Source organism: Variovorax endophyticus, from assembly GCF_025376855.1.
Classification (GTDB): Bacteria; Pseudomonadota; Gammaproteobacteria; order Burkholderiales; family Burkholderiaceae_C; genus Variovorax.
The window spans coordinates 1-25,727 of record NZ_JAHUTH010000051.1; the positions used below are offsets into that span (position 1 = coordinate 1).

The 25,727-nt window shown below is 71.2% G+C and carries 21 protein-coding genes; 12 read left to right on the plus strand and 9 right to left on the minus strand.

Annotated elements, in window-relative coordinates:
- Window positions 1-184: 184 nt before the first annotated feature.
- A complete protein-coding gene (locus KV106_RS38300) occupies window positions 185-3,124 on the minus strand; it encodes a molybdopterin oxidoreductase family protein (RefSeq protein WP_314733669.1) in 2,940 nt (979 codons plus the stop codon).
- A gap of 82 nt (window positions 3,125-3,206) precedes the next feature.
- Here KV106_RS38300 and KV106_RS38305 point away from each other — a divergent pair, with 82 nt between their 5' ends.
- The gene (locus KV106_RS38305) at window positions 3,207-4,148 is read left to right on the plus strand and encodes a LysR family transcriptional regulator (RefSeq protein WP_261217479.1); all 942 of its coding nucleotides are present in this window, start codon (window positions 3,207-3,209) and stop codon (window positions 4,146-4,148) included.
- On the opposite strand, the gene KV106_RS38310 is transcribed toward KV106_RS38305, so the two are convergent.
- Window positions 4,145-5,335, minus strand: a complete 1,191-nt coding sequence (locus KV106_RS38310) for an acetate/propionate family kinase (protein ID WP_261217481.1) — start codon at window positions 5,333-5,335, stop codon at window positions 4,145-4,147. The genes KV106_RS38305 and KV106_RS38310 overlap by 4 nt on opposite strands.
- Before the next feature lie 16 nt (window positions 5,336-5,351).
- The gene (gene xsc, locus KV106_RS38315) at window positions 5,352-7,163 is read right to left on the minus strand and encodes a sulfoacetaldehyde acetyltransferase (RefSeq protein ID WP_261217483.1); all 1,812 of its coding nucleotides are present in this window, start codon (window positions 7,161-7,163) and stop codon (window positions 5,352-5,354) included.
- A gap of 184 nt (window positions 7,164-7,347) precedes the next feature.
- Between xsc and KV106_RS38320 the strand changes: the two genes are divergently transcribed.
- The 8 genes from KV106_RS38320 to KV106_RS38355 all read left to right on the plus strand — a co-directional run bounded on the left by KV106_RS38320 (window position 7,348) and on the right by KV106_RS38355 (window position 16,737).
- Complete coding sequence (locus tag KV106_RS38320) at window positions 7,348-8,169, plus strand: IclR family transcriptional regulator (protein ID WP_261217484.1); 822 nt, start codon at window positions 7,348-7,350, stop codon at window positions 8,167-8,169.
- Window positions 8,170-8,191: 22 nt separating this feature from the next.
- A complete protein-coding gene (locus KV106_RS38325; RefSeq protein ID WP_261217489.1) occupies window positions 8,192-9,166 on the plus strand; it encodes an AAA family ATPase in 975 nt (324 codons plus the stop codon).
- Window positions 9,167-9,178: 12 nt separating this feature from the next.
- Window positions 9,179-10,906 carry a cobaltochelatase CobT-related protein gene (locus tag KV106_RS38330; RefSeq protein ID WP_261217491.1) on the plus strand — a complete coding sequence of 576 codons (1,728 nt, stop codon included), beginning with the start codon at window positions 9,179-9,181 and terminating at the stop codon, window positions 10,904-10,906.
- A 273-nt stretch (window positions 10,907-11,179) separates the two neighbouring features.
- Window positions 11,180-11,971, plus strand: a complete 792-nt coding sequence (locus tag KV106_RS38335; RefSeq protein ID WP_261217492.1) for an IclR family transcriptional regulator — start codon at window positions 11,180-11,182, stop codon at window positions 11,969-11,971.
- Window positions 11,968-12,960, plus strand: coding sequence for a tripartite tricarboxylate transporter substrate binding protein (locus KV106_RS38340; RefSeq protein WP_261217494.1), 993 nt, complete (start codon window positions 11,968-11,970; stop codon window positions 12,958-12,960). Before KV106_RS38335 ends, KV106_RS38340 begins: the two co-directional genes overlap by 4 nt.
- A gap of 17 nt (window positions 12,961-12,977) precedes the next feature.
- Window positions 12,978-14,426: an acylating sulfoacetaldehyde dehydrogenase gene (gene sauS / locus KV106_RS38345; protein ID WP_261217495.1), complete on the plus strand. Its 1,449-nt coding sequence runs from the start codon at window positions 12,978-12,980 to the stop codon at window positions 14,424-14,426.
- Window positions 14,427-14,428: 2 nt separating this feature from the next.
- Complete coding sequence (locus tag KV106_RS38350; RefSeq protein WP_261217496.1) at window positions 14,429-15,946, plus strand: AMP-binding protein; 1,518 nt, start codon at window positions 14,429-14,431, stop codon at window positions 15,944-15,946.
- Window positions 15,943-16,737: a sulfite exporter TauE/SafE family protein gene (locus KV106_RS38355; protein WP_261217498.1), complete on the plus strand. Its 795-nt coding sequence runs from the start codon at window positions 15,943-15,945 to the stop codon at window positions 16,735-16,737. The genes KV106_RS38350 and KV106_RS38355 overlap by 4 nt, the downstream gene beginning before the upstream one ends.
- On the opposite strand, the gene KV106_RS38360 is transcribed toward KV106_RS38355, so the two are convergent.
- The gene (locus tag KV106_RS38360; protein ID WP_261217500.1) at window positions 16,700-17,938 is read right to left on the minus strand and encodes a DUF2252 domain-containing protein; all 1,239 of its coding nucleotides are present in this window, start codon (window positions 17,936-17,938) and stop codon (window positions 16,700-16,702) included. The genes KV106_RS38355 and KV106_RS38360 overlap by 38 nt on opposite strands.
- A 73-nt stretch (window positions 17,939-18,011) precedes the next feature.
- Window positions 18,012-19,268: an acyl-CoA dehydrogenase family protein gene (locus KV106_RS38365; protein WP_261217502.1), complete on the minus strand. Its 1,257-nt coding sequence runs from the start codon at window positions 19,266-19,268 to the stop codon at window positions 18,012-18,014.
- 174 nt (window positions 19,269-19,442) lie between these two features.
- Here KV106_RS38365 and KV106_RS38370 point away from each other — a divergent pair, with 174 nt between their 5' ends.
- Window positions 19,443-20,444: an AraC-like ligand-binding domain-containing protein gene (locus KV106_RS38370; RefSeq protein ID WP_261217504.1), complete on the plus strand. Its 1,002-nt coding sequence runs from the start codon at window positions 19,443-19,445 to the stop codon at window positions 20,442-20,444.
- On the opposite strand, the gene KV106_RS38375 is transcribed toward KV106_RS38370, so the two are convergent.
- Window positions 20,431-20,820: a VOC family protein gene (locus tag KV106_RS38375; protein WP_261217506.1), complete on the minus strand. Its 390-nt coding sequence runs from the start codon at window positions 20,818-20,820 to the stop codon at window positions 20,431-20,433. The two genes, KV106_RS38370 and KV106_RS38375, sit on opposite strands and share 14 nt — an antisense overlap.
- Before the next feature lie 21 nt (window positions 20,821-20,841).
- Window positions 20,842-21,432, minus strand: a complete 591-nt coding sequence (locus KV106_RS38380; RefSeq protein WP_261217508.1) for an NADPH-dependent FMN reductase — start codon at window positions 21,430-21,432, stop codon at window positions 20,842-20,844.
- A gap of 112 nt (window positions 21,433-21,544) precedes the next feature.
- Between KV106_RS38380 and KV106_RS38385 the strand changes: the two genes are divergently transcribed.
- Window positions 21,545-22,558 (plus strand): DUF2272 domain-containing protein, encoded by a 1,014-nt coding sequence (locus KV106_RS38385; protein WP_261217510.1) that lies wholly within the window; start codon window positions 21,545-21,547, stop codon window positions 22,556-22,558.
- Window positions 22,559-22,568: 10 nt separating this feature from the next.
- Here the strand turns inward: KV106_RS38385 and KV106_RS38390 are convergent, their stop codons facing one another.
- Both KV106_RS38390 and KV106_RS38395 read right to left on the minus strand, forming a co-directional pair.
- Window positions 22,569-23,057 carry a DUF4124 domain-containing protein gene (locus KV106_RS38390; protein WP_261217511.1) on the minus strand — a complete coding sequence of 163 codons (489 nt, stop codon included), beginning with the start codon at window positions 23,055-23,057 and terminating at the stop codon, window positions 22,569-22,571.
- A 93-nt stretch (window positions 23,058-23,150) separates the two neighbouring features.
- Window positions 23,151-23,963 carry an IclR family transcriptional regulator gene (locus KV106_RS38395; RefSeq protein ID WP_409976600.1) on the minus strand — a complete coding sequence of 271 codons (813 nt, stop codon included), beginning with the start codon at window positions 23,961-23,963 and terminating at the stop codon, window positions 23,151-23,153.
- A 95-nt stretch (window positions 23,964-24,058) separates the two neighbouring features.
- On the opposite strand from KV106_RS38395, the gene KV106_RS38400 reads away from it, so the two are divergent.
- Window positions 24,059-25,708: a GMC family oxidoreductase gene (locus KV106_RS38400; protein WP_261217514.1), complete on the plus strand. Its 1,650-nt coding sequence runs from the start codon at window positions 24,059-24,061 to the stop codon at window positions 25,706-25,708.
- Window positions 25,709-25,727 lie beyond the last annotated feature (19 nt).

Genomic DNA, 25,727 nt, shown 5'->3' on the forward strand with positions numbered 1-25,727 from the left:
CCTCCCCCTCTGGGGGAGGGCCGGGGTGGGGGCGCGACAGCCGTCGCTGAGGCAATGCGCCCGATGGCATCGCCGTAGCCCCCACCCCCGCCCTCCCCCAGAGGGGGAGGGAGAAAGGCACCGGCGGCTTCCGCCACGGGCTGGGGCTGCGATGCGCTCGCCAGCAAGTCCTTCAACCACTGCATCATTTCCGCCCCCTCCCCGCAAAGTACGTCAACACCTGCGCCGCCTTGCCCCGCACCCCGGGCGCGCTCGGCATGCTCGCGAACTGCGGATAGCTCTGCTCGGGCTCGCCGGGCTCGGCCGGCCGGATGCGCACGCGCACGTCGTACCAGCCGGCCTGGCCGGTGATCGGATCCGAATTGCTGATGCGCCCGCTGGCCGTGCCCGCGCACGGCAGTTCCTCGCTGATCAGGTGGTTGAGCAGGAAGCCCTTGCGCGCCTCGTCGGCGCCCGGTGCGAGCTGCCATGCGCCGTCGGCCTTGCCGATGGCATTCCAGGTCCACACCGTGCCGGGCTCCACCGCCTCGCTGTAGCGCAGCATGCAGCGCACCTTGCCCCACTGGCTCTCGACCCAGCACCAGCCGCCATCGGCAATGCCCGCGGCTTCGGCCGTCACGGGATTCACGTGCAGGTAGTTATGGCTGTGGATCTGCCGCAGCCACGCGTTCTGCGAATCCCACGAGTGGTACATCGCCATCGGCCGCTGCGTGAGCGCATTGAGCGGATAGGCCGCGGTGTCGGTCGCGGCCTCCTCGAGCGGCGCATACCAGAAGGGCATCGGGTCGAAGTAGGTGGCGATGCGCTCGCGCAGGCCCTCGGGCGGCTGGCGGCCCGGGCTCTTGCCCTGCGCGGCGAGGCGGAAGCTCTGCAGCGTGTCGGAGTACAGCGCGAGCTGCACCGGGTCGTTGCGCTGGCGCCAGCCCTTGTCCTTCGCGAAGTCGAGGTACTCGCGGTTCCAGTTGCGCATGTAGTGCATGGTCTCGGGCATGTGGTACTGGAACACGCAGTTGTTCTGCGCATAGGCCTCCCACTGCTTCGGATTGGGCTCGCCGCGCAGGTGCTCGGTGCCGTCCTTGCCGCGCCATCCCATCAGGAAGCCGATGCCCGGCTGCGGCTGGAAGTTGACGACGAAGTCGGGATAGTCGGCGTACTTGCGGCCACCCTCGGCCGTGGTGAAGGCGGGAAACTTCAGCCGCGAGGCCAGCTCGATCAGCACCTCCTGGAAGGGCCTGCACTGCCCCGCGGGCGGCACCACCGGAATGCGCACCGAATCCACCGGCCCGTCGAACTCCGAGATCGGCCGGTCGAGCATGCTCATCGCGTCGTGGCGCTCGAGGTAGGTGGTGTCGGGCAGCACCAGGTCGGCGAAGGCCACGGTCTCGCTCTGGAAGGCGTCGCACACCACCAGGAACGGGATCATGTACTCGCCCTGCTCGTCCTTGCGGTTGAGCATCTCGCGCACGGCCATCGTGTTCATGCTCGAGTTCCAGGCCATGTTGGCCATGAAGATCAGCAGCGTGTCGATGCGGTAGGGATCGCCCTTCACCGCGTTGGTGATGACGTTGTGCATCAGCCCGTGGGCCGACAGCGGATGCTCCCACGAGAAGGCATGGTCGATGCGGATCGGCGAACCGTCGGGGTTGATCGCGAGCTCGTCGGGGCTGGCCGGGAAGCCCAGCGGCGCCGCATTGAGCGGCGTGTTCGGCTGGATCATCCCGGGGTCGTTGAAGGCCCGGTAGTTGGGCACGATGTGGCGCGGGTACGGCGCCTTGTGGCGAAAGCCGCCGGGCGCGTCGATGGTGCCGAGCACGCTCATGAGGATCGCGAGCGCGCGCACGGTCTGGAAGCCGTTCGAATGCGCGGCCAGCCCGCGCATCGCATGGAAGGCCACGGGCCGCGCCTGCGTGGTCTCGTGCCGCTTGCCCCAAGCATCGGTCCAGGCGATCGGCAGCTCGAAGGCCTGGCGCAGCGCGGTCTCGCCCATCTCGCGCGCGAGCTTGCGGATGCGCGCCGCATCGATGCCGGTGATGGCCTGCGCCCATTCGGGCGTGCAGCTCGCGACGCGCTCGCGCAGCAGCTGGAACGAGGGCGCGACGCGCGTGCCGTCGGCCAGCGTGTAGTGGCCCTCGAGCGCCGGGTCGCAGCCGTCCGCGATGCCCTCGGGGTAGGCCGGCTTCACGCTGCCGCTGGCCTTGTCCCACACCAGCTTGTTGTGCGGGTTGCGGCCGTCGCCCGGCGGGCCGCGCTCGGGGTCGAAGGCGAACAGGCCCTCGCGCTCGCAGTCGTTGAGCACCACCAGCTGCGGCGCATTGGTGAAGCGCTTCAGGAACGCATGGTCGATCAGCTCGCTCGCGATCAGCTCGTGCAGCAGCGCCATCAGCAGCGCGCCGTCGGTGCCGGGCTTGATCGGAATCCATTCGTCGGCGATGGCCGAGTAGCCGGTGCGCACCGGGTTGATGGAGATGAAGCGCCCGCCATCGCGCTTGAACTTGCTGATGGCGATCTTCATCGGGTTGCTGTGGTGGTCCTCGGCGGTGCCGATCATCACGAACAGCCTGGCGCGCTCGAGGTCGGGGCCGCCGAATTCCCAGAAGCTGCCGCCGATGGTGTAGATCATGCCCGCGGCCATGTTGACCGAGCAGAAGCCGCCGTGCGCCGCGTAGTTGGGCGTGCCGAACTGGCGCGCGAACAGGCCGGTGAGCGCCTGCATCTGGTCGCGGCCGGTGAACAGCGCGAACTTCTTCGGATCGGTGGCGCGGATCTTCGCGAGCCGCTCGGTCAGGATCTCGAAGGCGCGGTCCCAGCCGATCGGCTCGAACTCGCCGGCGCCGCGTTCGCTGCCGGGCTTGCGCAGCAGCGGCTGCGTGAGCCGCGCGGGCGACACCTGTTTCATGATCCCCGAGGAACCCTTGGCGCAGATCACGCCCTTGTTGAGCGGATGGTCGGGGTTGCCGTCGATGTAGCGCACCTCGGGCCCGTTCTCGCCCTCGCGCAGGTGCACGCGGATGCCGCAGCGGCAGGCGCACATGTAGCAGGTGGTGGTCTTGACCTCGGTCCGGTCGGTCGGCGTGGGCGCCGCCAGCGGGTCGTGCACGGGCTCGCGGGACAGGAAACTGAACACTGGCGGTCCTTTGTTTTCAAGCGTGGCCCGGTCGATGGTAGGCAGCATCGATCGAACGGAAAAGCGCAGAATATTGCTCACGATGACCGGAAAATCAGATCAGCAGAATTCGACCCGCCTGCGCCTCAACCTGCGCCAGCTCGAGGTCTTCGTGGCCACCGCGCGCGGCGGCAGCACGCGTGCCGCGGCCGATCGCATCGCACGTTCGCAATCGGCCGCCAGCAGCGCGCTGGCCGACCTCGAGGGCTCGGTTGGCGCCCTGCTGTTCGACCGCATCGGCCGCCGGCTGGTGCTCAACGAGAACGGCCGCGCACTGCTGCCCAAGGCGCAGGCGCTGCTCGACCAGGCCGCGGAAGTGCAGGCCCTGTTCAGCGGCGAGCATGCGGCGCCGCTGCGCGTGGCGGCCAGCTTCACCATCGGCGAGTACCTGCTGCCCGAGCGGGTGTCGGCCTGGACCGCGCTGCATCCGCAGAGCCAGGTGCACCTGCACATCGCCAACACGCGCGACGTGATCGACGCGGTGGCGGGCTTCGACGTCGACGTCGGCTTCATCGAGGGGCCGCAGACCCATCCCGACCTGGTGGTGCGCGCCTGGCGCACCGACGAGCTCGTGATCGTGGCCGCGCCCGGCCATGCGCTGGCCGGCCGTGTCGCCACGCACCGGCAGCTGTCGCAGGCCACCTGGGTGCTGCGCGAGCACGGCTCGGGCACGCGCCAGGTCACCGACGCCTGGCTGATCCAGAACCTCGAGCAGGTGCAGGTGGGTTTCGAGCTCGGCAGCACCGAGGCCATCAAGCGCGTGGTGGCCTCGGGCAGCGGGCTGGCGTGCCTCTCGCGCTACACGGTGGCGCAGGCGCTGGAGGACGGGCACCTGATCGAGCTGCGCACGAGGCTGCCCGCGGGCACGCGCCGGCTCGCGACCGTGATGCACCGCGACAAGCTGCTGGGCCGCGCGACCGCGGACTTCCTGCGCCATTGCGGCGCGAGCGTGCCGCGCGGGGCGGTGGCGCCGCTGCCGGCTTAGGCCAGCACGCGCGCCGTGTGGCGCGCAATCACCGCTTCCTCGTCGGTGCGCAGCACCCACGCACCGATGCGACTGCTACCGGTCGAGATCCGCGCCTGCCCCCCGGCATTGGCGCCAGCATCGAGCTCCACCCCCATCCAGGCGCAGTCCTCGAGCACCCGCGCGCGCAACCCGGCACCGTTCTCGCCGATGCCGCCCGTGAACACGATCGCATCGACACCGCGCAGGGCCGCCGCGAGGCTGCCCATGTGCTGCACCACCTGCTCGACGAAATGGTCGATGGCCTCGGCGGCCGAGGGTGCGTCTGATGCTTCGAGCGCGCGCATGTCGCTCGACACGCCCGAGAGCCCGAGCAGGCCCGATTCGCGGAACAGCAGCTTCTCGACCGCGTCGGCCGACATGCCGCGCGAGCGCATCAGGTAGAGCACCACGGCCGCATCGAGCCGGCCGCAGCGCGTGCCCATGGTGAGACCGTCGAGCGGCGAGAAGCTCATGGTGGTGGCGACCGAGCGCCCCTGCGCGATGGCGCACATCGAGGCGCCATTGCCCAGGTGCGCGACGATCACGCGGCCGTTCGCCACCTCGGGCGCCTGCCGCGCGAGCTGGTGCGCGATCGATTCGTACGAGAGCCCGTGGAAGCCGTAGCGCCGCACGCCCGCGTCGTGCAGTTCGCGCGGCAGCGCGAAGCGCCGGTTGAGTTCGGGCTGCACCGCATGGAAGGCGGTGTCGAAGCAGGCCACCTGCGGCACGCCGGCGAAGGCCTGCATCGCGGCGCGCACGCCCGCGAGGTTGTGCGGCTGGTGCAGCGGCGCGAGCGGCTCGAGCGCGGCCAGGTCCTCGAGCACGGCGTCGTCGATGCGCACCGGCGCCACGAAGTCCATGCCGCCATGCACGATGCGGTGGCCCACGCCCGCGATGCGGCCGGCACCGCCCTGGTGCGCATGCCAGTCGAGCAGCGCGGCCAGCGCGCCGCGGTGCGAGCGCGCATCGCCCTCAAGCTTCGCGTCGTGCAGCGTGCGGCCCTGCGCATCGCGGATGCGCAGCCGCGCATCGAGGCCCGCGCCCAGGCCATCGGCCTGGCCCGACCAGTGCGCGGCGGGCAGCGCGCCGTCGGCACCGGCCGCGTCGAACAGCGCAACCTTGATCGACGACGAGCCCGCGTTGAGCGTGAGCAGCTGGTCGGTCATGCGCGGCGCCGTCCGATCAGACGTAGTCCTTGTACTTGTCGAGGAAGCGCACCGGCTTCGCGAGCGCGTCGCGGCGGAACGGATCGCCGAGCTCGCGCGTGCACATGATCTCGATCACGCAGGTCTTGCGCTGGTTCATCTGCAGGTCGATGGCCTTCTTGAGCGCCGGGCCCACGTCCTCGAGGCGGTCGACCACGATGCCCTCGGCGCCCATGGCCTTGGCGATGCCCGCGAAGCTCTCGCTCTCGAGCTCGCCCGCGACGAAGCGGCGGTTGTAGAAGTCGACCTGGTTCTTCTTCTCGGCGCCCCACTGGCGGTTGTGGAACACGACCGCGGTCACGGGAATGTCGTGCCGCACGGCGGTCATGATCTCGACCATGCTCATGCCCCAGGCGCCGTCGCCCGCATAGGCCACGGCCGGACGGTCGGGCGCGGCGCACTTGGCGCCGATCATGGTGGGCAGCGAGTAGCCGCAGTTGCCGAAGCTCATCGGCGCGAAGAAGGAGCGCGGCTCCTCGAAGCGCAGGTAGCTGTTCGATACCGCATTGATGTTGCCGATGTCGGTCGAGACCATCACGCGCGGCGGCATCGCCTTCTCGAGCTCGCGCAGCACCTGGCGCGGATGCAGGTAGGTGCCGCCGGTGGGCGTCTTCTCGCCCTTGGCTTCCTCGATGACGTCGAGGCTGAACTGGTCGCGCTCGTGGGTCCAGGCGTCGAGCTCCTTCTCCCAGGCCTCCTTCTCGGCCTTGATCTTCGCGGCGCGCTCGGCCTTGGTGGCGTCGCAGGCCAGGGTCTTGGCCGCAAGGCGCTCGAGCAGGGCCTTGGCCGTGGCCTTGGCATCGCCGTGGATGCCGACGGTGATCTTCTTCACCAGGCCCAGGTTGGTGTGGTCGGCCTCGACCTGGATGATCTTCGCCTCCTTGGGCCAGTAGTCCATGCCGTGCTGCGGCAGGGTGCCGAAGGGGCCCATGCGCGAACCGAGCGCGAGCACCACGTCGGCCTGCGCGATCAGCTTCATCGCGGCCTTGCTGCCCTGGTAGCCCAGCGGGCCGGCCCACAGCGGATGGCTCGCGGGGAAGGAGTCGTTGCGCAGGTAGCCGTTGGCCACCGGCGCGCCCAGGCGCTCGGCGAGCGCCTTGCACTCTTCCACGGCATCACCCATGACCACGCCGCCGCCCGAGAGGATGACGGGGAATTTCGCGCTGGCCAGCAGCTCGACCGCGGCGTTGAGGCTGTTCTCGCCGCCGGCGCCGCGCTCCACGCGCATCGGCTTCGGAATCTCGGTCGTGATCTCGCCGTAGAAGTAGTCGCGCGGGATGTTGAGCTGGGTCGGGCCCATCTCGGAGATGGCGCGGTCGAAGCAGCGCGCGGTGTACTCGGCCATGCGCTTGGGGTTGTTCACATGGCCCTGGTACTTGGTGAACTCCTGGAACATCGGCAGCTGGTTGGCCTCCTGGAAGCCGCCCAGGCCCATGCCCATGGTGCCGGTCTCGGGCGTGATCATCACCACCGGGCTGTGCGCCCAGTAGGCGGCCGCGATCGCGGTCACGCAGTTGCTGATGCCGGGGCCGTTCTGGCCGATCACCACGCCGTGGCGGCCCGACACGCGGGCATAGCCGTCGGCCATGTGGGCCGCGCCCTGCTCGTGCACCACGGGCACGAGGCGGATGCCGGCGGGCGCGAAGATGTCCATCGCGTCCATGAAGGCCGAGCCCATGATGCCGAAGATGTCGGTCACGCCATTGGCGACCATGGTCTCGACGAAGGCCTCGGAGGGCGTCATCTTCTGCACGCCGGTGACGGCTTCGCGGGTGGGTTGCTTGCTCATGGGTCGGTGTCTCCTGCGGATGAAGGGCTGGACGGCGGACTGCAAAAAGCCGGAACGGGAAGTTCCGTATTTCGGGGTTGGCGAATCGGGCGGACTATAGGACGGGTGCCGGGCGGCGTCAAACAAATTCCGAAAATCGGTACGTAATGTTCTATTTTTTGCAAAAGGACTATGATCCGCCGCCATGAAGATCGTCAAGTCGCTTCCGCCCGCCACCGAGGCCACGGGCGCCGACACCCCGGCGATGCGGCTGTTCGCGCTGCTCGAGGTGATCGCCGCCAAGGACCAGCGCTACTCGCTGCAGGGCCTGGTGGAGGAGACCGGCCTGCCCAAGCCCACGCTGCACCGCATGCTGCAGCAGATGGAGGGCGCGGGCCTGCTGCAACGCGAGGGCGACGGGCGCCACTACGGCATGGGCACGCGGCTGCGCCGGCTGGCCGAGAACCTGCTGTTCAACGACAGCCTGCACGGCGCGCGCCACACGGTGCTGCGCCAGCTGGTCGAGGAGATCGGCGAGAGCTGCAACCTCACGGCGCTCTCGGGCAGCGAGGTGGTCTACCTCGACCGCGTGGAGACCGCGGCGCCGCTGCGCTTCTACCTGCACCCGGGTTCGCGCGTGCCGGTGCACTGCTCGGCCAGCGGCAAGATGTTCCTCGCGCAGATGGGCCAGGCGCAGCGCCGCCGGCTGCTGGCGAATGCCTCGCTCGAGGCCTACACGGCGAGCACGCTGACCGATGCCGCGGCGCTCGAGGCCGAGATCCGGCGCGTGCGCGAGAACGGCTTCGCGATCGACAACGAGGAGTTCCTGCCCGGCCTGCTGTGCATCGCCGCGCTGGTGCCGGCCGCGGGCGAGAACCCGTCGAACCTCTGCATCGCGGTGCAGGCGCCGGTGATGCGGCTCGACATCGCGAAGGCGAAGACGCTGCTGCCCGCGCTGCAGCGCGCGGCGCTGGCGCTGAGCCGCATCGATGCCGATGCGGCGCCCGCGCGCCGTGCGCAGGCCTGACACCCCCACACCCACCCGCCCCATGAACGATATCGCCGCCCTCCAACCCACGCGCCTCGTCGGCGTGCGCGAGACCTTCGGCATCGACGCCGACCTGCAGGTGCCCGCCTTCGCCGAACGCGACGCGCACGTGCCCGAGATCGACGCGGTCTACCGCTTCAACCCCGACGTGACGCTCGCGATCCTCGCGGGCTTCATGCGCGACCGGCGCGTGATGGTGCAGGGGCTGCACGGCACCGGCAAGTCGACCCACATCGAGCAGGTGGCGGCGCGGCTGAACTGGCCCTGCGTGCGGCTCAACCTCGACGGCCACATCAGCCGGCTCGACCTGGTCGGCAAGGACGCGGTGGTGCTGCGCGACGGCAAGCAGGTCACCGAGTTCCAGGAAGGCATGGTGCCCTGGGCGCTGCAGCGGCCGGTGGCGCTGATCTTCGACGAGTACGACGCGGGCCGGCCCGACGTGATGTTCGTGATCCAGCGCATCCTCGAGCGCGACGGCCAGTTCACACTGCTCGACCAGAACAAGGTGCTGCGCCCGCATCCCTTCTTCCGGCTGTTCGCCACCGCCAACACGGTCGGCCTGGGCAACCTCAACGGCCTGTATCACGGCGCGCAGCGGCTCAACCATGCGCAGATCGACCGCTGGAACATCGTCGCCTCGCTCGACTACCTGCCCACGGCCGAGGAGATCGCGATCGTGCAGGCGCGCGTGCCCTCGCTGACCGACGCGGCGGGCCGCGCCACGGTCGCGGCGATGGTGGCGGTGGCCGACCTCACGCGCAAGGGCTTCGCGGCCGGCGACCTGTCGACGCTGATGTCGCCGCGCACCGTGATCACCTGGGCCGAGAACCTCGAGATCTTCAAGGACGTGGCACTGGCCTTCCGCCTCTCGTTCGTCAACAAGTGCGACGAGGCCGAGCGGCCGCTGGTGGCCGAGTACTTCCAGCGCTGCTTCGACCGCGAGCTCGCCGAATCGCACCGGCTCGCGGACGGCTGAGCGCGGCGCGCCATGACGCAGCAGGACATCCGCAAGGTTCGGCAGGAGGAACGCGTCGCCGAGCTCTGCGCGGGCGTGGTGCGCGCCTTCAGCGGCGAGCGCGACCTGCACTTCCGCGGCCGGCGCCTGCACCGCGGCCGCATGCCGCTGCCGTGGTTCGCGCCGCACCTGCATCCCTCGCCCGAGACCGACGACTTCGAATCGTTCCGCGGCGTGGCCGATGGCCTCGCGCTGCGCATCGCCGGCTCCGATGCCGCGCTGCACCGCACGCTGCAGCCCGAGGAGCCGGTGGAGCGCATGCTGTTCGAGATGCTCGAGCAGTTCCGCGCCGAGGCGCTGGTGCCCGAGGCCATGGCCGGCATGCGGCGCAACCTGCGCCATCGCCACGAACAGTGGTCGCTGGCCTTCCACCACTCGGGCCTGACCGAGACCGCGCGCGGCCTGCTGCTGTACGCGGTGGCGCAGATCTGCCGTGCGCGCGTGAGCGGCGAGCAGGTGGTCGAGGAGACCGAGGACATGCTCGAGGCCACGCGCTTCGCGCTGGCGCCGCGCATCGGCCATGCGCTGGGCGGGCTGCGGCGCGATCGCTTCGACCAGGCCGCGTATGCCGTGCATGCGCTGGCGATCGCGCGCACGGTCGCCACGATGCTGCATGAAGCCGGCGGCGATGACGAAGCACCCGATGCGCACCAGAACGACACCGACGACAAGCGCAGCGTGTTCAGCCTGGTCGCAGAGATGGACCGCGAGATCGTCGAGCAGCATGTCAGCGCGCAGTCGGGGCGCAGCCGGCTGCTCGAGGAGGCCGGCGCCGCCTACCGCGTGTTCACCACCGAGCACGACCGCGAGCACGAGGCCGCCACGCTGGTGCGCCGCGAGCTGCTGGCCGAGCTGCGCGAACGGCTCGACCGCCGCATCGCGGCGCAGGGCGTGAACCTGGCGCGGCTCGCGCGCGAACTGCGCGCGCTGCTGGCCGAGCCCGTGCGCGAGGGCTGGGACGGCGGCCAGGAGGAAGGCCGCATCGACGGCCGCCGGCTCGCCCGGCTCGTGGCCTCGCCGGCCGAGCGGCGGCTGTTCCGTATCGAGCGCGAGGAGCCGCTGGCCGATTGCGTGGTCAGCTTCCTCATCGATTGCTCGGGCTCGATGAAGGAGCATGCCGAATCGGTCGCGATGCTGGTCGACGTGCTCGCGCGCGCCCTCGAGCAGGCCGGCGTGGCCAGCGAAGTGCTGGGCTTCACCACCGGCGCCTGGAACGGCGGCCGCGCGCAGCGCGAATGGCTGCGCGCGGGCCGGCCCGCGCACCCGGGCCGGCTCAACGAACGCTGCCACCTGGTGTTCAAGGCCGCGGGCACGCCCTGGCGCCGCGCGCGCGCGCCGATGGCCGCGCTGCTGCGGCCCGAGCTGTTCCGCGAAGGCATCGACGGCGAGGCCGTGGACTGGGCCTGCACGCGGCTGCGCGCGCGCGGCGAGGAACGCAAGCTGCTGCTCGTGATCTCCGACGGCTCGCCGATGGACAGCGCGACCCATCTCGCCAACGATCCGCACTACCTAGACCACCACCTGCGCGAAGTGCTGGCGCGCCAGGAGCAGCAGCGCGACATCGCGATCGCGGGCATCGGCGTGGGGCTGGACCTGAGCCCCTACTACAGCCACAGCCACGTGCTGGACCTCGCGGCTTCGACGGGCAACGCGATCTTCCGCGAGGTGATCGGGTTGATGGCGGGGCGGCATAGGCACTGAATACAGGAGCGGACTTCCGGACGCAGAGGACGCGAAGGTTCCGCAAAGGACGCGAAAGGGAAAACCAGATTTCTTCTTGAGTTCCTTTTGCGTCTTTCGCGAAACCTTCGCGTCCTCTGCGTCCGGCTACCCGCATTCGACAGCCTCCCAGAGCCCATGTCAGCCGAAAGTGTCGCGTTGACAAGCGCAGGCCGCGTTTGTACATTGAGTTTCAATTATCCGAACGCTGTTCCAATATTTGGAACAAGCAAAAAATCGGACGAACGGAGACGCATGGATTCCACGCTCGCCAAAGGCCTCGCCGTCATGGAATGGATGGCGCGCCAGGCACGCGCCTGCCGCGTGATCGACGTCGCCAATGCCTTCGGCATGGCGCGCAGCAATGCCCATCGCACGCTGCAGACGCTGGTGGAATGCGGCTGGGCGGTGCAGGACGCCGACACCAGTGCCTACCGGCCGAGCCTGCGGCTGTTCGAGCTCGGCGCGATGGTCTCCGAGGCGGCCGACATCGGCGCGCTGCTGCGCCCGCACCTCGCGGCACTGGCGCAGGCCAGCGGCGAGACCATCCATCTCGCGGTGCTCGACGGCGCCGAGATCGTCTACCTCGACAAGTTCGACAGCCCGCTGCCCGTGGCCGCCTATTCGCGCATCGGCGGCCGCGCGCCGGCCTGCTGCGTGGCCTCGGGCAAGGCGATGCTGGCGGCCGCGCGGCTCGACGCCGCCGCGCTGCGGGCGCTGTTCGGCACGCTGCAGCCCCACACGCCGCACAGCATCGTCGACTTCGATGCGCTGCAGGCCGAGCTCGAGCGCAGCCGCGCGCGCGGCTATGCCGAGAACCGCGAGGAATGGCGCCTGGGCGTCTGCGGCCTCGGCGTGCCGGTGTTCGACGCGCGCGGCACGGCCGTGGCCGCCGTCGGCATGAGCGTGCCCTCCATCCGCTTCGCGCGCACCCAGGCGCGCGAACTCTCCGAACGCATCATGGCCTGCGCGCGCGACGCCAGCGCCACGCTGGGCTACCGCCCCGCCACCGCCCCCGCCACCACAACGAGAAGGAGACCCGCATGAGACTGTCCTTGTTCGCCCCCTGGTTGCGCGCGGGGCTGCTGGCCGCCGCGACGCTGGCATCGCCGCTGGCCGCGTTCGCGCAGAACGGGAGCGACTACCCCAGCAAGCCGATCAAGCTGATCGTGCCCTACCCGCCCGGCGGCGGCACCGACGTGATCGCGCGCATCGTGCAGGAGCGCTTCCAGGCGCTGCTGGGCCAGCCGGTCGTGATCGACAACCGCGGCGGCGCGGCCGGCTCGATCGGCACCGAACTCGTCGCCAAGTCGCCGGCCGACGGCTACACGGTGCTGTTCACGCTGTCCTCGCACACCATCAACCCCGCGATCTACGCCAAGCTCTCGTTCGACACCGCGAAGGACTTCGCACCCGTGGGCCTGGTGGCCTCGCTGCCGCAGATCCTGGTGGCGAATCCGCAGTTCCCGGCCAGCACGGTGGCCGAGCTGGTCGCGCTGGCCAAGGCCAGGCCCGACAGCATCTCCTTCGCCTCGGTGGGCAACGGCTCGCCCGGCCACCTCGCGGGCGAGCTGCTGAAGCTGCGCACCGGCACGCAGATGACGCACGTGCCCTACCGCGGTGGCGGCCCGGCGGTCGTCGACGTGATGGGCGGGCAGGTGCCGCTCTTGTGGGTGTCGATTCCCGCCGCGGCGCAGTTCGTGAAGGCCGGCAAGCTCAAGGCGCTGGCCGTGTCGACCACCAAGCGCAGCGCCGCCTTTCCCGAGGTGCCGACGATGCAGGAGGCCGGCGTCCCCGACTTCGACGTCGACTCCTGGTACGCGGTGTTCGTGCCCGCGAAGACGCCGCAACCCGCGATCGACCGGCTCAACCGCGTGATCAACACGGTGGTGAAGGAACCCGACATCCGCGACAAGCTGCTGGCCCAGGGCAGCGAAGGCGTGGGCGGCACGCCCGAGCAGCTCGGCAAGGTGGTCTCCACGGAACTCGTGCGCTGGAGCAAGCTCGCCAAGGAAGCGAACATCCGCGTCGACTAGTTTTTCTTCTTCATGCCATGAATCCCTCCGCATCCTCCTCAGAAGCCTCCAGCCCCATCGTCGACCTCGTGGCACGTGCCCGCGCGGCACAGCGCATCTACGAGACCTGGTCGCAGGCCCAGGTCGATATGGCGGTGACGGCCGCCGGCTGGGCCATCATCGAACCCGCGCGCAACCGCGAACTCGCCGAACTGGCGGTGGCCGACACGGGCGTGGGCAACGTCGAGGACAAGGTGCGCAAGAACCACCGCAAGACCTTCGGCCTGCTGCGCGACCTGCAGGGCGCGCGCTCGGTCGGCGTGATCGCCGAGGACCCGGCGCGCGGCATCGTCGAGATCGCGCGGCCGGTCGGCGTGGTGTGCGCGATCACGCCCTCGACCAACCCGGGCGCGACGCCGGCCAACAAGATCATCAACGCGCTCAAGGGCCGCAACGCGGTGATCGTTGCGCCCTCGCCCAAGGGCTGGAGCACCGCGGCGCGGCTCATCGAATTCATCCACCAGCAGTTCGACCGCATCGGCGCGCCGCGCGACCTGGTGCAGTTGCTGCCCGCGCCGGTCAACAAGCAGTCGACGGCCGAGCTGATGCGGCTGTGCGACCTGGTGGTGGCCACCGGCTCGCAGGCCAACGTGCGCGCCGCCTATGCGAGCGGCACGCCGGCCTTCGGCGTGGGCGCCGGCAATGTCGCGGGCATCGTCGACGAAACGGCCGACACCGAAGCCGCGGCCGACCGCATCGTGCGCTCGAAGACCTTCGACAACGCGACCAGCTGCTCGTCGGAGAACAGCCTGGTGGTCGTCGACGCGGTGCGCGCGCGAATGCTCGCCGCCCTCAAGGACCGCGGCGCCGTGATGCTCGGCGAGGCGCAGAAGGCCACGCTGCAGCAGTTGATGTGGCCCGGGGGCAAGCTCTCGCCCGCGGTCATCGGCCAGTCGGCGCGCGCCATCGCCGAGCGCGCCGCCGAGGTCGAAGGCGCCAACCGCGCGGCCTGGCAGGCAATCGCCGAGGCCGATCCGCGCATCCTGATGGTGGCCGAGGACGGCGTGGGCCACGACCATCCGTTCTCGGGCGAGAAGCTCAGCCCGGTGCTCGCGGTCTATGCGGCGCGCGACTTCGCGCAGGCGGCCTCGATCGTCGAGCGCATCTACGGCTACGAGGGCGCGGGCCATTCGGTGGGCCTGCATTCGGCCGTGCCCGAGCGCGCGCTCGAGCTCGGCCTGACGCTGCCGGTGTCGCGCGTGATCGTCGACCAGGCGCACTGCATCGCCACCGGCGGCAGCTTCGACAACGGCCTGCCGTTCTCGCTCTCGATGGGCTGCGGCACCTGGGGCCGCAACAACTTCTCCGACAACATGAACTACCGGCACTACCTCAACATCACGCGCGTGTCGCGGCCGATCGCCGAGCAGGTGCCGAGCGAGGAACAGATCTTCGGCGCCTTCTTCGCGCGGCACGGAGCGCACTGAGCATGGCGGCGGGCGACGGCGACACCGTCCATGGCCTGATCGAGCAGGTCGCCGCGCGCCAGCCGGGCGCGGTGTATGCGCTGTCCACCGAGAGCGAGGCGCGCATCGATTGCGCCGCGCTCGCGCAGGGCTGCCGCCGCGTGGCCGGCGCGCTGCAGGCCGCCGGCGCGCGGCCCGGCGACACCATCTCGGTCGTGATGCCCAACGGCCTGCAGACGCTGCGGCTGCTGCTGGGCGCCATGCATGCGGGCATGGTCGTGAACCCGGTCAACCTGCTGTCGCAGCCCGAGCAGATGCGCTACGTGCTCGCGCACTCCGACTGCCGCGTCGTCTGCGTGGCGCCCGAGTGGGAGGAGCGCGTGCGCGCGATGCTCGCGGACATCGGCCGGCCGGTGTCGGTGCTGGTGGCCGATCCCGACGGGCTCGCGCTGCCGGGAGAAGGCGAAGCGAAGGAACATCCCGCGCCTTCGCCCGACGCGGTCGCGCTGCTGATGTACACCTCGGGCACCACGGGGCAGCCCAAGGGCGTGATGCTCACGCAGCGCAACCTCGCGGCCAACGCGCATGCCATCAGCGCCGAGCATGAACTGGGAAGCGCCGACCGCGTGCTCGCGGTGCTGCCGCTCTATCACATCAACGCCTTCTGCGTGACCATGCTGGCGCCGCTCGCGCACGGCGGCAGCCTCGCGATGCCGCCGAAGTTCTCGGCCGGCCGCTTCTGGGAGCAGGCCACGCAGGCCGGCTGCAGCTGGATCAACGTGGTGCCGACCATGATCTCCTACCTGCTCGAGGGCGAGGCACCGGCGCGCGAGCGCACGGCCGCGATCCGCTTCTGCCGCTCGGCCTCGGCCGCGCTGCCGCCCGAGCACCACCGCGCCTTCGAGCGCCTGTTCGGCATCGGCATCGTCGAGACCATGGGCCTCACCGAGACTGCCGCGCCCTCGTTCTCGAACCCGCTCGACCCGGCGCGGCGCAAGCTGGGCTCGGTCGGCCGCGCCTCGGGCTGCGAGGCGCGCGTGATCGACGCGTCACTCGCCGAAGTGCCCGACGGCAGCACCGGCGAGCTCGCGATCCGCGGGCCCAACGTGATGCGCGGCTACTACAAGAACGAGGAGGCCACGCGCGCCAGCTTCACGCCCGACGGCTGGCTGCGCACCGGCGACCTCGGCCACCGCGATGCCGACGGCTTCTTCTTCGTCACCGGACGCATCAAGGAACTGATCATCAAAGGCGGCGAGAACATCGCGCCGCGCGAGATCGACGAGGCCCTGCTGCGGCATCCCGCCGTGCTCGAGGCCGCGGCCGTCGGCGTGCCCGACCGCCACTACGGCCAGGAGGTCGGCGTGTGCATCGTGCTGCGCGAAGGCTGCGCCTGTGGCGAGGACGAGCTGCGCGCCTTCAGCGCCGAGGCGCTCGGTCGCTACAAGGCGCCGGGCCACTACCGCTTCGTGACCGACCTGCCGCGCGGGCCCTCGGGCAAGGTGCAGCGGCTCAAGCTGCTGCCGCTGTTCGCGGCATGAACCCGGCCGACCTGCTGACGCCGCCGCTGGCGCCGCTGCTGCTCGCCTACAGCCTGTGCGTGGTGTTCGCTGCCGGCGTGGTGCGCGGCTTCGCGGGCTTCGGCTTCTCGGCCATCACCGTGGCCGGCATGTCGCTCGTGGTCTCGCCCGCGCTGGTGGTGCCCGCGATCTTCATGCTCGAGATCCTCGCGAGCCTGAGCCAGCTGCGCGGCATCGCGCGCGACGTCGACATGCCCTGGCTGGGCTGGCTGATGCTCGGCAACCTGCTGTTCATTCCGCTCGGCGTGGCGCTGCTGGCCTGGCTGCCGGAAACGCCGCTGCGGCTTCTGATCGGCGCGCTGCTGATGGCCGCCGCGCTGCTGCTGCGCAGCGGCGCGCGCGCCACGCTGGTGCCCACGCGCGCGGTGCGCTTCGGCGCCGGCCTGGCCTCGGGCTTCATCAACGGCGTGGCGGCCATCGGCGGCATCGCCATCGCGGTGCTGCTGAGCACCACCGCGATGGCACCGGCCGCCCTGCGCGCCACGCTGATCGCACTGCTGCTGTTCAGCGACGTGGTGTCGCTCGCGAGCGCCGCGCTGATGCCGGCCGCCCACGCCACCGGCAAGCTGCTCGGGCCCGACACCTTCAAGTGGGCGCTGTGGCTCGCGCCCGCGATGCTGGCCGGCATCTGGTGGGGGCAGCGCTCGTTCAAGGGGGTGTCGCCCGAGCAGTTCAGGCGGCATGTGCTGAACCTGCTGATCGTGCTGGCGGCGGTCAGCGTGGTGCGCTCGGTGGTCGGGCTGGTCGGCTGAGCAGCGCGCCCGCGTCGTAGGCCTCGCAGTACAGCGCCCAGTCCGTCGCCACCTGCGCGGCGCACTGCTGCGCGGCGTCGAGCAGGTCCGCGCGCCACGACTTCGCCGAAGCGCCGAAGTCGACCAGGGCGTCCGCGATGGCCGAGCCCTGCCGGCCCGCGCTGCGCAGTTGCGCCCAGGCCATGAGCTGCCCCATGTCGTCGATCACCGCGCGGATGTCGGCGGGCCGCGTGCGGTGCGCGTCGAGGCTCACGCGGTCCTCGCTGGGCTGCAGGCCACGCAGCACATAGGAGGCCTTGCGCGTCACGATGGGATGCAGGAAGGCCATCGACACGGCCTGCATGCGGCGCTGCAGCGCGACCACGCGGTGCGCCTCCGATTCCCAGGCGGGCTGCGCCGTTTTCTTCAGGTGCGGCGCGAGCGAGGACGGCAGTGCCTGCTTGAGATCGAGCAGGTAGTTGGCATCGGGCGAGCCCTTGCCCTCGACCAGCACGATGTAGCGCTCCACGCCGAGGCTGCCGGTGCCGGCGATGCGCCGCGCCACGTCGAGCACCCTGAAGAAATCCGGATTCGGCTGCGAGGCCGCGAAGCGGTCGACCAGCTTGACGACGCGCTCGCGCTGCGCGTCGCTCGCCGGCAGCGCATGCTTGCCATCGCAGCGGATCAGGCGCCGGCGGCCCTTGCGCTCGGTGCGCCGGTCGAGGAAGGCGGGGCGGGTGCGCGCCTTGAGCGTGTCGAGCAGTTCGCGCACGAGGCCGGTCGCGGTGTCGCGCTCGACCCAGCGGGCCTTGCCGAGCGCGAGCGCGCCCGCGTAGGCGTCGACGAAGACCCTGCACAGCGCGGCGGACTCGGCGGCGCCGCGGCCCAGGCCGTCGCCGGCCACGAGGATGCTCGTGAGGAAGCGCACCAATTCCCAGGTCACGGGCGCGAGCGCGGCCTCGTCGAAATCGTTGAGGTCGAAATAGACCAGCCGGTTGTCGCCCTTGTAGCTGCCGAAGTTCTCGAGGTGCGCGTCGCCGCACAGCCAGGCCGGCGGCGCCTTGGCGAACAGCGCGCCCGAGGGCAGGCGGTCGTAGAACAGGTGGCAGGTGCCGCGCAGGAAGACGAAGGGGCTCGAACGCAGGTTGGCGTATTTCATCGCCAGGCGTTCGGGATCGCGGTCCGCGTTGAAGGCGCGGATGGTCTTGACGGCATTGGGCATGTTGCTTTTGCTTCCCGCTTTCTTGGTGACGGGATTCTGCGGCTCGGCACCCAGCCGAAGCTGACCAGCGTGCTCAGGCGATGCCAGCGGCCGTGAGCGGGTCGTAGTCGGCCGCGCGCAGCAGTGCATGCAGTTGCCGCCGGCGCACGCCCATGTTGCCGCCGTCGAACAGCGGCAGCGCGATCGCGTCCTGCAGCAGGCCCGCGAGCGGCAGCTCGTGGCCGTAGCTGTCGATGCCCACCACGCGCATCAGGTCGGTGATGACGCGCACGGCGGCTTCGGAGCCGAAGATCTTCGACTGCAGCGCGAGCTCGAGCGCGCCGGGCAGCTGGCGGTCGATCGCATCGCAGGCCTTCCAGCCCAGGTAGCGCGCGGCCTCGATGGTGGTCTTGGCATCGGCCAGCGCATAGCCCACGGCCTGGTGCTCGACGATGGGCAGCGCGCCGCCGCGGCACTCGGTCTTCGCGAAGCGCAGCGCCACGTCGAAGGCCGCGCGCATCAGGCCCACGCCCATGATGCCGACCAGCGCCGCGGTGCCCGAGAAGCTGGCCTCGACGATGTCGCGCGCGCCGCCCACCGGGCCCACCACGTCGGCGTCGGGAACGGCCACGCCGTCGAGCCGAAAGCGCGGCACGAGGTGCGCGCGGTGGCCCATGGCATCGATGTCGTGCAGCGGCACCAGGCCCGGCGCGCCGCGCCGCACCACGAGGATCGAGAGCGCGGCCTCGGGCGGTGCCTCGGGGTCGGTGCGACAGACCACGCTGAGCAGGTCGGCGCCCTCGCCGTCCCAACCGGTGGCGGCCGACACCCACTGCTTGGTGCCGTGGATGCGCCAGCCGCCTTCGCCACCTTGGTCTCGCACAGCCGTCGTGCGCACGCCCTCGCCAGGGCGCGGCGCGGCGAAGTTCGCGCTGCCGCCGGGCTCGCTGTTGGCCAGCGCGGCCAGCGGCGCGCCCTCGCACGCGAGGAAGGGCGCGAGCAGGCGCCGGTGCTGTTCGGGCGTGCCCGCGATGAACAGCGGCGCCAGGCCCAGCAGGTTGGCGAACAGCGTCAGCGAGACATTGCAGTCGACCGCATGGAACTCCTCGGCCACGATCGCGAGGTCGACCATGCCCGTGCCCTCGCCGCCGAAGGGCTGCGGCATGAGCCGGCGCAGGAAGCCGCGGCGGATGATCTCCTCGTACATCGGGCGCGTGGCGCGGAAGCGCTCGCCGGGCGTGTGCAGCCCGCGCGTGGCGGCGCGCACCTGCGAGAGCACCTCGCTGGCGGCACGCCGCGCATCGAGCTGGAGCGCGCGGCGCGCGGGGTCGAGGGTGAAGTCGATGGTCATGGGAAATCCGGTCGGGTGATGGGTGGGGCCGCAGTCTGGCCGCGCCACCCCCAAGCGGCCTTGTCGTTTCGTGCACGGCGCCTTGCCGGAACGCGCAGCGCGGGCGCGCGGCTTGCAAGGCCCGCGCGCCGTCGCGATGATGCGTATCTCAACCGCCCGCCCACAGGTGCGCACATGAAGTCCTGGTCCACCGAAGCCGTCGCCGCGCCCGAGCAGTTCGCCTACTGGCGCGAGGTGGTGTGCGAGGCCTTCGCGGCACTCGATCCGCGCTCGGCCGAGCGCGGCGCGGGCTTCGCGAGCCGGGTCGACATGGAAGGCATCGGCGCTATCAACGTGGCGCGCATCCGCGCCGAGGCCCACACCGTGGTGCGCGACTTCTCGCAGATCCGGCGCGATCCTCAGGACCGGCTGTTCGTCAACCTGCAGGTCGCGGGCCAAGGCATCGTGCGCCAGGGCCACCGCGAGGCGCGCGTGACGCCCGGCGCCTTCAGCATCGTCGACACGGCGCGGCCCTACACGCTGCATTTCGACGAGCGCTTCGAAGTGCTGTCGCTGCGCGTGCCGCGCGAGCTGCTGCTGCCGCGCGTCAGCGAGCCGCGCGCCCTGTTCGCGCGCGCGCTCGGCGGGCCGGCCGGCATCGGGCGCGCGGCCTCGGGCTTCATGCAGTCGCTGATGGACGGCGGCGGGCTGCCCGCGGGGCCCGCGGCCGAGCGGCTGGCGGTGCTGCTGTGCGAACTCGTGGCCGAGTCGGCGCGCGCGGCGGATGCCGGCGTGGCGCCTGCGCCGCCGATGCGCGATGCGCACCGCCAGCTGCTGGTGCGCCGGGTCAAGGCCCATGTGCTCGAGGCGCTCGATTCACCCGAACTCGACGTGCCCTCGATCGCGCGGCGCTTCGGCGTCTCGGTGCGCTACCTTCACCTGGCCTTCGCGCACGAGGGCAGCACGCCGGCCGCGTGGATCCGCGCGCAGCGCATGGCGCGCTGCGCGCAGGACCTCGCGAACCCCGCGGACCGGCGGCCGGTCTCGGCCATCGCGCTGCGCTGGGGCTTCCAGGACATTCCGCATTTCACGCGCGCGTTCGGCGCGGCCTTCGGCTGCACGCCCTCGGCCTATCGCCTGCGGCACGGGGGCAGCCCCCCCGGCGACGAAAGCAGCGCGCGCCTCAGGGCAGGTTGAGCTGCCACGAGACGCCGAAGCGGTCCTGCACCCAGCCGTAGAGGCGGCTGAACGGATAGGCATCGACCGGCATCAGCACCTGGCCACCCTCGGCCAGCCCGTCGAACAGGCGCCGCAGCTGCGCCTCGTCGTCGCAGTCGATGAACAGCGAGATCGAGGGCGTGAAGCCGAAGGCATGCACGGGCGGGCTGTCGATGCACAGCAGGCTGTGGCCGCCGAGCTCGAAGCGCGCCTTGAGCACCGTGCCCTCGGCGCCCGGGCCCGCGGGGCCGTAGCGCTCGATCTCGGTGATGCGTGCCTCGGGAAACAGCGAGAGGTAGAAGTCCATCGCGGCCTGGGCCTGGCCGGTGAACATCAGGAAGGGCGTGAGCCGCATGGCGGGTCTCCTCGAAGAAGGTCAATAGGGCGGTGCCTTGCGCGCGCGCTGTTCGCGCGCCGCTTCGGTCCACCACGCGAGGTCGTCGGCGAAGCGGCCGAAGGCCCGGTCGAGCGAGGCGCCGGGCGCGCCGGTGGGCTGGCCCTGCGCGTCGAGCGTCTGCGAGATCGGGCCGACCGCGAGCGTGCTCGACACCACGATCATGCCCATCTCGGAGAGAATCGAATGCCACACCGTACCCGAGCGCACGCCCGAGAAGCGGCCGGCCGAATAGCTCGCGATCGCCGCAGGCCGCCAGAACCACTCCTCGAGGAAGTGGTCGGTGAGGTTCTTGAGGCCGGGCTGCGGACCCCAGTTGTATTCGCCGGTCACGAAGACGAAGGCGTCGGCCGCGCGGATCTTGCGCGCCAGCGTCTCCATCGCCTCGGGCGCCGTGCCCGCCGGGTACTCCTTGTACATGCGGTCGAGCATCGGCAGGTCGACGGCCTTGGCATCGATCAGCTCCACCTCGGCGCCGCGCGCGGCCAGCCGCTCGACCAGGTAGTCCGCGAGCCGCACGCCCATGCGGTCGGCGCGGTAGGAACCGTAGAACACCAGGATCTTGTCTGCCATCGTCGCTCCGTTTCGCAGGGCCGCCGGGGTGCGGCCTCGGAGCGAAGGGTAACGCGCCGAGGTGGCAGCTCGATGCTTCGCCCACCCGCACGCCGGGCTATGCTTGCCCGGCATGCCGCTGCTTCGCCGCCCCTCTCCTTCGATGCGCTCCTGGCTGCTGGCCGCGTGCCTGTTCGTCGGTGCGCCCGCCTTCGCCGCGACATCCTGCCTGGCCACGGCCGAGGCCCCGTCGCCCCCGCGCGCCCTCGCGATGGCCGCCGCCGCCCAACGCGAGCACGAGGCCTTCGGCGCCCAGACCCTCGATGCCGAAGGCCGCATGGTCGACGCGGGCAGTTCCGAGGCCGAGGACGGCCGCGTCTCGCGCTTCGCGCCCGCGCCATGGCAGCGCGTGCTCGGCTACTGGGACGCGGTCGACCAGCCGCGCGTGAAGCTGCCCTCGCTGGTGCGCTTCGGTGCCTTGCGGCCGGCCGATCGCACGCTGCTGCTGGAGGCGCTGAACCAGGCCAGCGCCTCGCGCCTGATGGGGCTGGGCGTGGGGCCCGACCAGGGCCTCGACGCGGCCGAGCTGCGCGCGATGGCGGCGGCGATCGACCGCGTCGCGGTGATCGACACGCCGTGGTCGGCCGCCTTCATCAGCTGGCTCGCGCGGCAGGCGGACCTGGGCGCGGACGAGTTCGTGTTCTCCGAGGCGCACGTGGACTACGCGGGCGCGGCCTGGAAGGCCGGCGCCGACGAAGCGGCGGGCCGTGCCACGCGCTTCGCGCTGCGGGCCTGCGATCTCGCACGCACGCCGCCGCGCGTGGGCGACCTGGTGTGCCAGACGCGCGGCGCGCGTTCGGCGCTCGACAGCTTCGCCAAGATCGGCACGGTGCTCGCGACGCGGCCCACGGGCGGCGCGGCGCTGCCGATGCATTGCGACGTGGTGACGGCCGTCGACGCACGCGGCTTCGACGCGGTCGGCGGCAACGTGCTGCAGTCGGTCACCTTGCGCCGGCTGGACTTCGCGCCGGGCACGCGGACGCTCGATCCGAGCTACCTGCCCGAAGGCTGCGCGACGGACGCGGCGGGATGCATCGATCGGCACATGAGCCGGCAACCCTGGTCGCTGCTGCTGCAGTGGCGCTGAAGCGGGCGCCTCAGCAGTTGTTTCGGCGCAGCCCCGCCATGTGGGCGCAGGGCCGGCGACCCGGACCGGGGTCGTGCACATGCGGGGGCGGAGGCTGCACGCGCCGCCTCGGCGGCGGGTAGGCGTACGGATCGGGGCCCCAGAGATAGACCGGCTCGGGATCGGCCTGTGCCGCGCGCCCTTCGTCGGGATAGCGCGGAATGATCGACAGCCCCGGGTTCGAGGGCGGCGCCGGCGCGGCGGCGGCAGGCGGCGGCGCGTAGTCGGGCGCGCGCGCGGGCGGGGCCGGCTGCAGGGCCGAAGGCGGCGGCGGCTCGGCGATCTGCACGGGCCGCGACGAACGCGTGCCGCTCGGGCAGGCACCGTCGGTGTAGACGGTGGCGCCATTGGCGTCGAGGCAGCGCACCACCTCGGCCGAGCTCGCCGATGCGCCCAGCACGAAGACGGCCGAGACGATCAGCGTGCGCAACGGGGTGGTGGCGAGCAGAGGGGTTCGCATGAAGATGAGAGGAAGACCGTGCCGGAACGACGCACGGACAGGTTCATTCTGTGCGCTTTGTCGCGGCCCGCCAAGCGCCCCAGGCCCCGTCGCTCACAGCAAGCCGCCCATGCGCAGCGCCGCGGCCTTCAGCGCATCGATGCGCCGCTCGGCATCGGCCATCGACATGCGCGCGGTCGGCGCATGCACGGCGAGCGCGGCGCGCACCGCGCCGGCCGCGTCGCGCACCGGCACGGCCACGGCCACCAGGCCGGCCATGAACTCCTCGCGGTCGCGCGAGAAGCCGTCCTGCGCGATCGCGTCGCACTCGGCGCGCAATGCGGCGGGGTCGGTGAGGGTGCTGGCCGTCATGCGCGGCAGCGGCAGGCCGTCGATCATCGCGTCGCGCGCCTTCTTCGGCATCTGCGCGAGAAAGAGCTTGCCGCTCGCGGTGCAGTGCAGCGGCACGTGCGAACCCACGTCGAGCGTGAGGCGCAGCGGCCACTGGGCCTCGACGCGGTCGAGGTAGAGCACGCGCGCGCCGTCGAGCGTGGTGAGGTTGCAGGTCTCGCCGACCTCCTGCACCAGCGCGGCCAGCACCTCGTGGCGCAGGCCGCGCACGCTGCCGTGGTTCAGCGTGTCGAAGGCGAGCTGGCGCAGCGCGGGGCCGACGACGAAGGAGCGCTCGTCGAGGTCGCGCGCGAGAAAGCCGGTGGCCAGCAGCTGGGTGCAGATGCGGTGCGCGGTGCCCTTGGGCAGGCCCAGCTGCGCCGCGAGATCGGCCAGCGACAGCGCGCGGCCCTCGTGGGCCAGCAGCGCGAGCAGGCGCAGGCTGCGCTCGGCCGAGGAACCGGAAACGGGCTCCTCGACAGGGGCAACCACGGGCGCGGCAACAGGGGCGGCAGCGGAACGCGCGGGACGGGGCATGCGGGTAAACCTCTAAAGTGGAACATTGCGTTCCGAAAATCAATAACCTAGGATGCGACGGACCGAGGCCATTGTTCCATCGCCGGACCGCACGCATGCCTGACTCTCGCAGTGAAGAAGTCTTCGACTACATCGTGGTGGGCGCCGGCTCGGCCGGCTGCGTGCTGGCCGCGCGCCTGAGCGAGGACCCGGCCACGCGCGTGCTGCTGCTCGAGGCCGGGCCGCGCGACAGCTCGCCGTGGATCCACCTGCCGATCGGCTACGGCAAGACCATGTGGAGCCCGGTCTACAACTGGCGCTTCGAGACCGATCCCGATCCCAACATGAACGGCCGCCGCATCTACTGGCCGCGCGGCAAGACGCTGGGCGGCTCGAGCTCGATCAACGGCCTGATCTACATCCGCGGCCAGCGCGAGGACTACGACCACTGGGCCGCGCTCGGCAACCCGGGCTGGGGCTACGACGAGGTGCTGCCCTACTTCGTGCGCTCCGAGGGCAACCAGCGCGGCGCGAGCCAGTTCCACGGCGGCGACGGGCCGCTCAAGGTGTCGGACATCGGCGCGCGGCACGAGCTGATCGAGGCCTTCATCGAAGGCGCCCGGCAGACCGGCGTGCCGCGCACCGAGGACTTCAACGGCGCGGTGCAGGAAGGCGCGGGCTACTACCAGCTCACCACGCACCGCGGCCTGCGCTGCAGCACCGCCAAGGCCTACCTCGCGCCGGCGCGCCACCGCCCCAACCTGCGCATCGAGACCGAGGCGCTGGCCACCGGCCTCGTGTTCGAGGGCCGGCGCGCGGCCGGCGTGCGCTATCGGCAGGGCGGCGTGGAGAAGACCGCGCGCTGCCGCGCCGAGGTGCTGCTTTCCGCAGGCTCGATCCAGTCGCCGCAACTGCTGCAGCTCTCGGGCGTGGGCCCGCGCGCGCTGCTCGACCGCTTCGGCATCGCGCCGGTGCACGAACTGCCGGGCGTGGGCGAGAACCTGCAGGACCATCTGCAGATCCGTCTCGGCTACGAGTGCACCAAGCCCATCACCACCAACGACCAGCTCAACTCCTGGGTCGGCCAGCTCGGCCTGGGCCTCGAATGGCTGCTGCACCGCAGCGGCGCGCTCGCGATCGGCATCAACCAGGGCGGCTGCTTCATGCGCGCGCTCAAGGACGAGGCGGGCCGCCCCGTGGCCGCCACGCCCGACATCCAGTTCCACGTGGCCACGCTCTCGGCCGACATGGCCGGCGGCAAGGTGCATCCCTACTCGGGCTTCACCTTCTCGGTGTGCCAGCTGCGGCCCGAGTCGCGCGGCCACATCCGCATCCGCTCGACCGACGCCGCCGAGCCGCCCGAGATGCAGCCCAACTACCTCGCGACCGAACTCGACCGCGCCACCGCGGTGGCCGGCGTGAAGGCCGCGCGCGCCATCGCCGAGGCGCCCGCGATGCGCCCCTACGTCAAGCGCGAGGTGAAGCCCGGCGCGCAGGCCGCGAGCGATGCCGAGCTGCTCGAGTTCTGCCGCAACAACGGCGCCACCATCTTCCATCCCACCGGCACCTGCCGCATGGGGCACGACCCGCTCGCGGTGGTCGATGCGCGGCTGCGCGTGCACGGCATCGGCGGCCTGCGCGTGGTCGACTGCTCGGCCATGCCCACGCTGGTGTCGGGCAACACCAACGCCCCCGCGGTGATGATGGCCGAGAAGGCCGTCGACATGATCAGAGAGGACCACAGGGCGGCTTCGGCCGCGCACTAGCAGCAACGCATCCCGCACG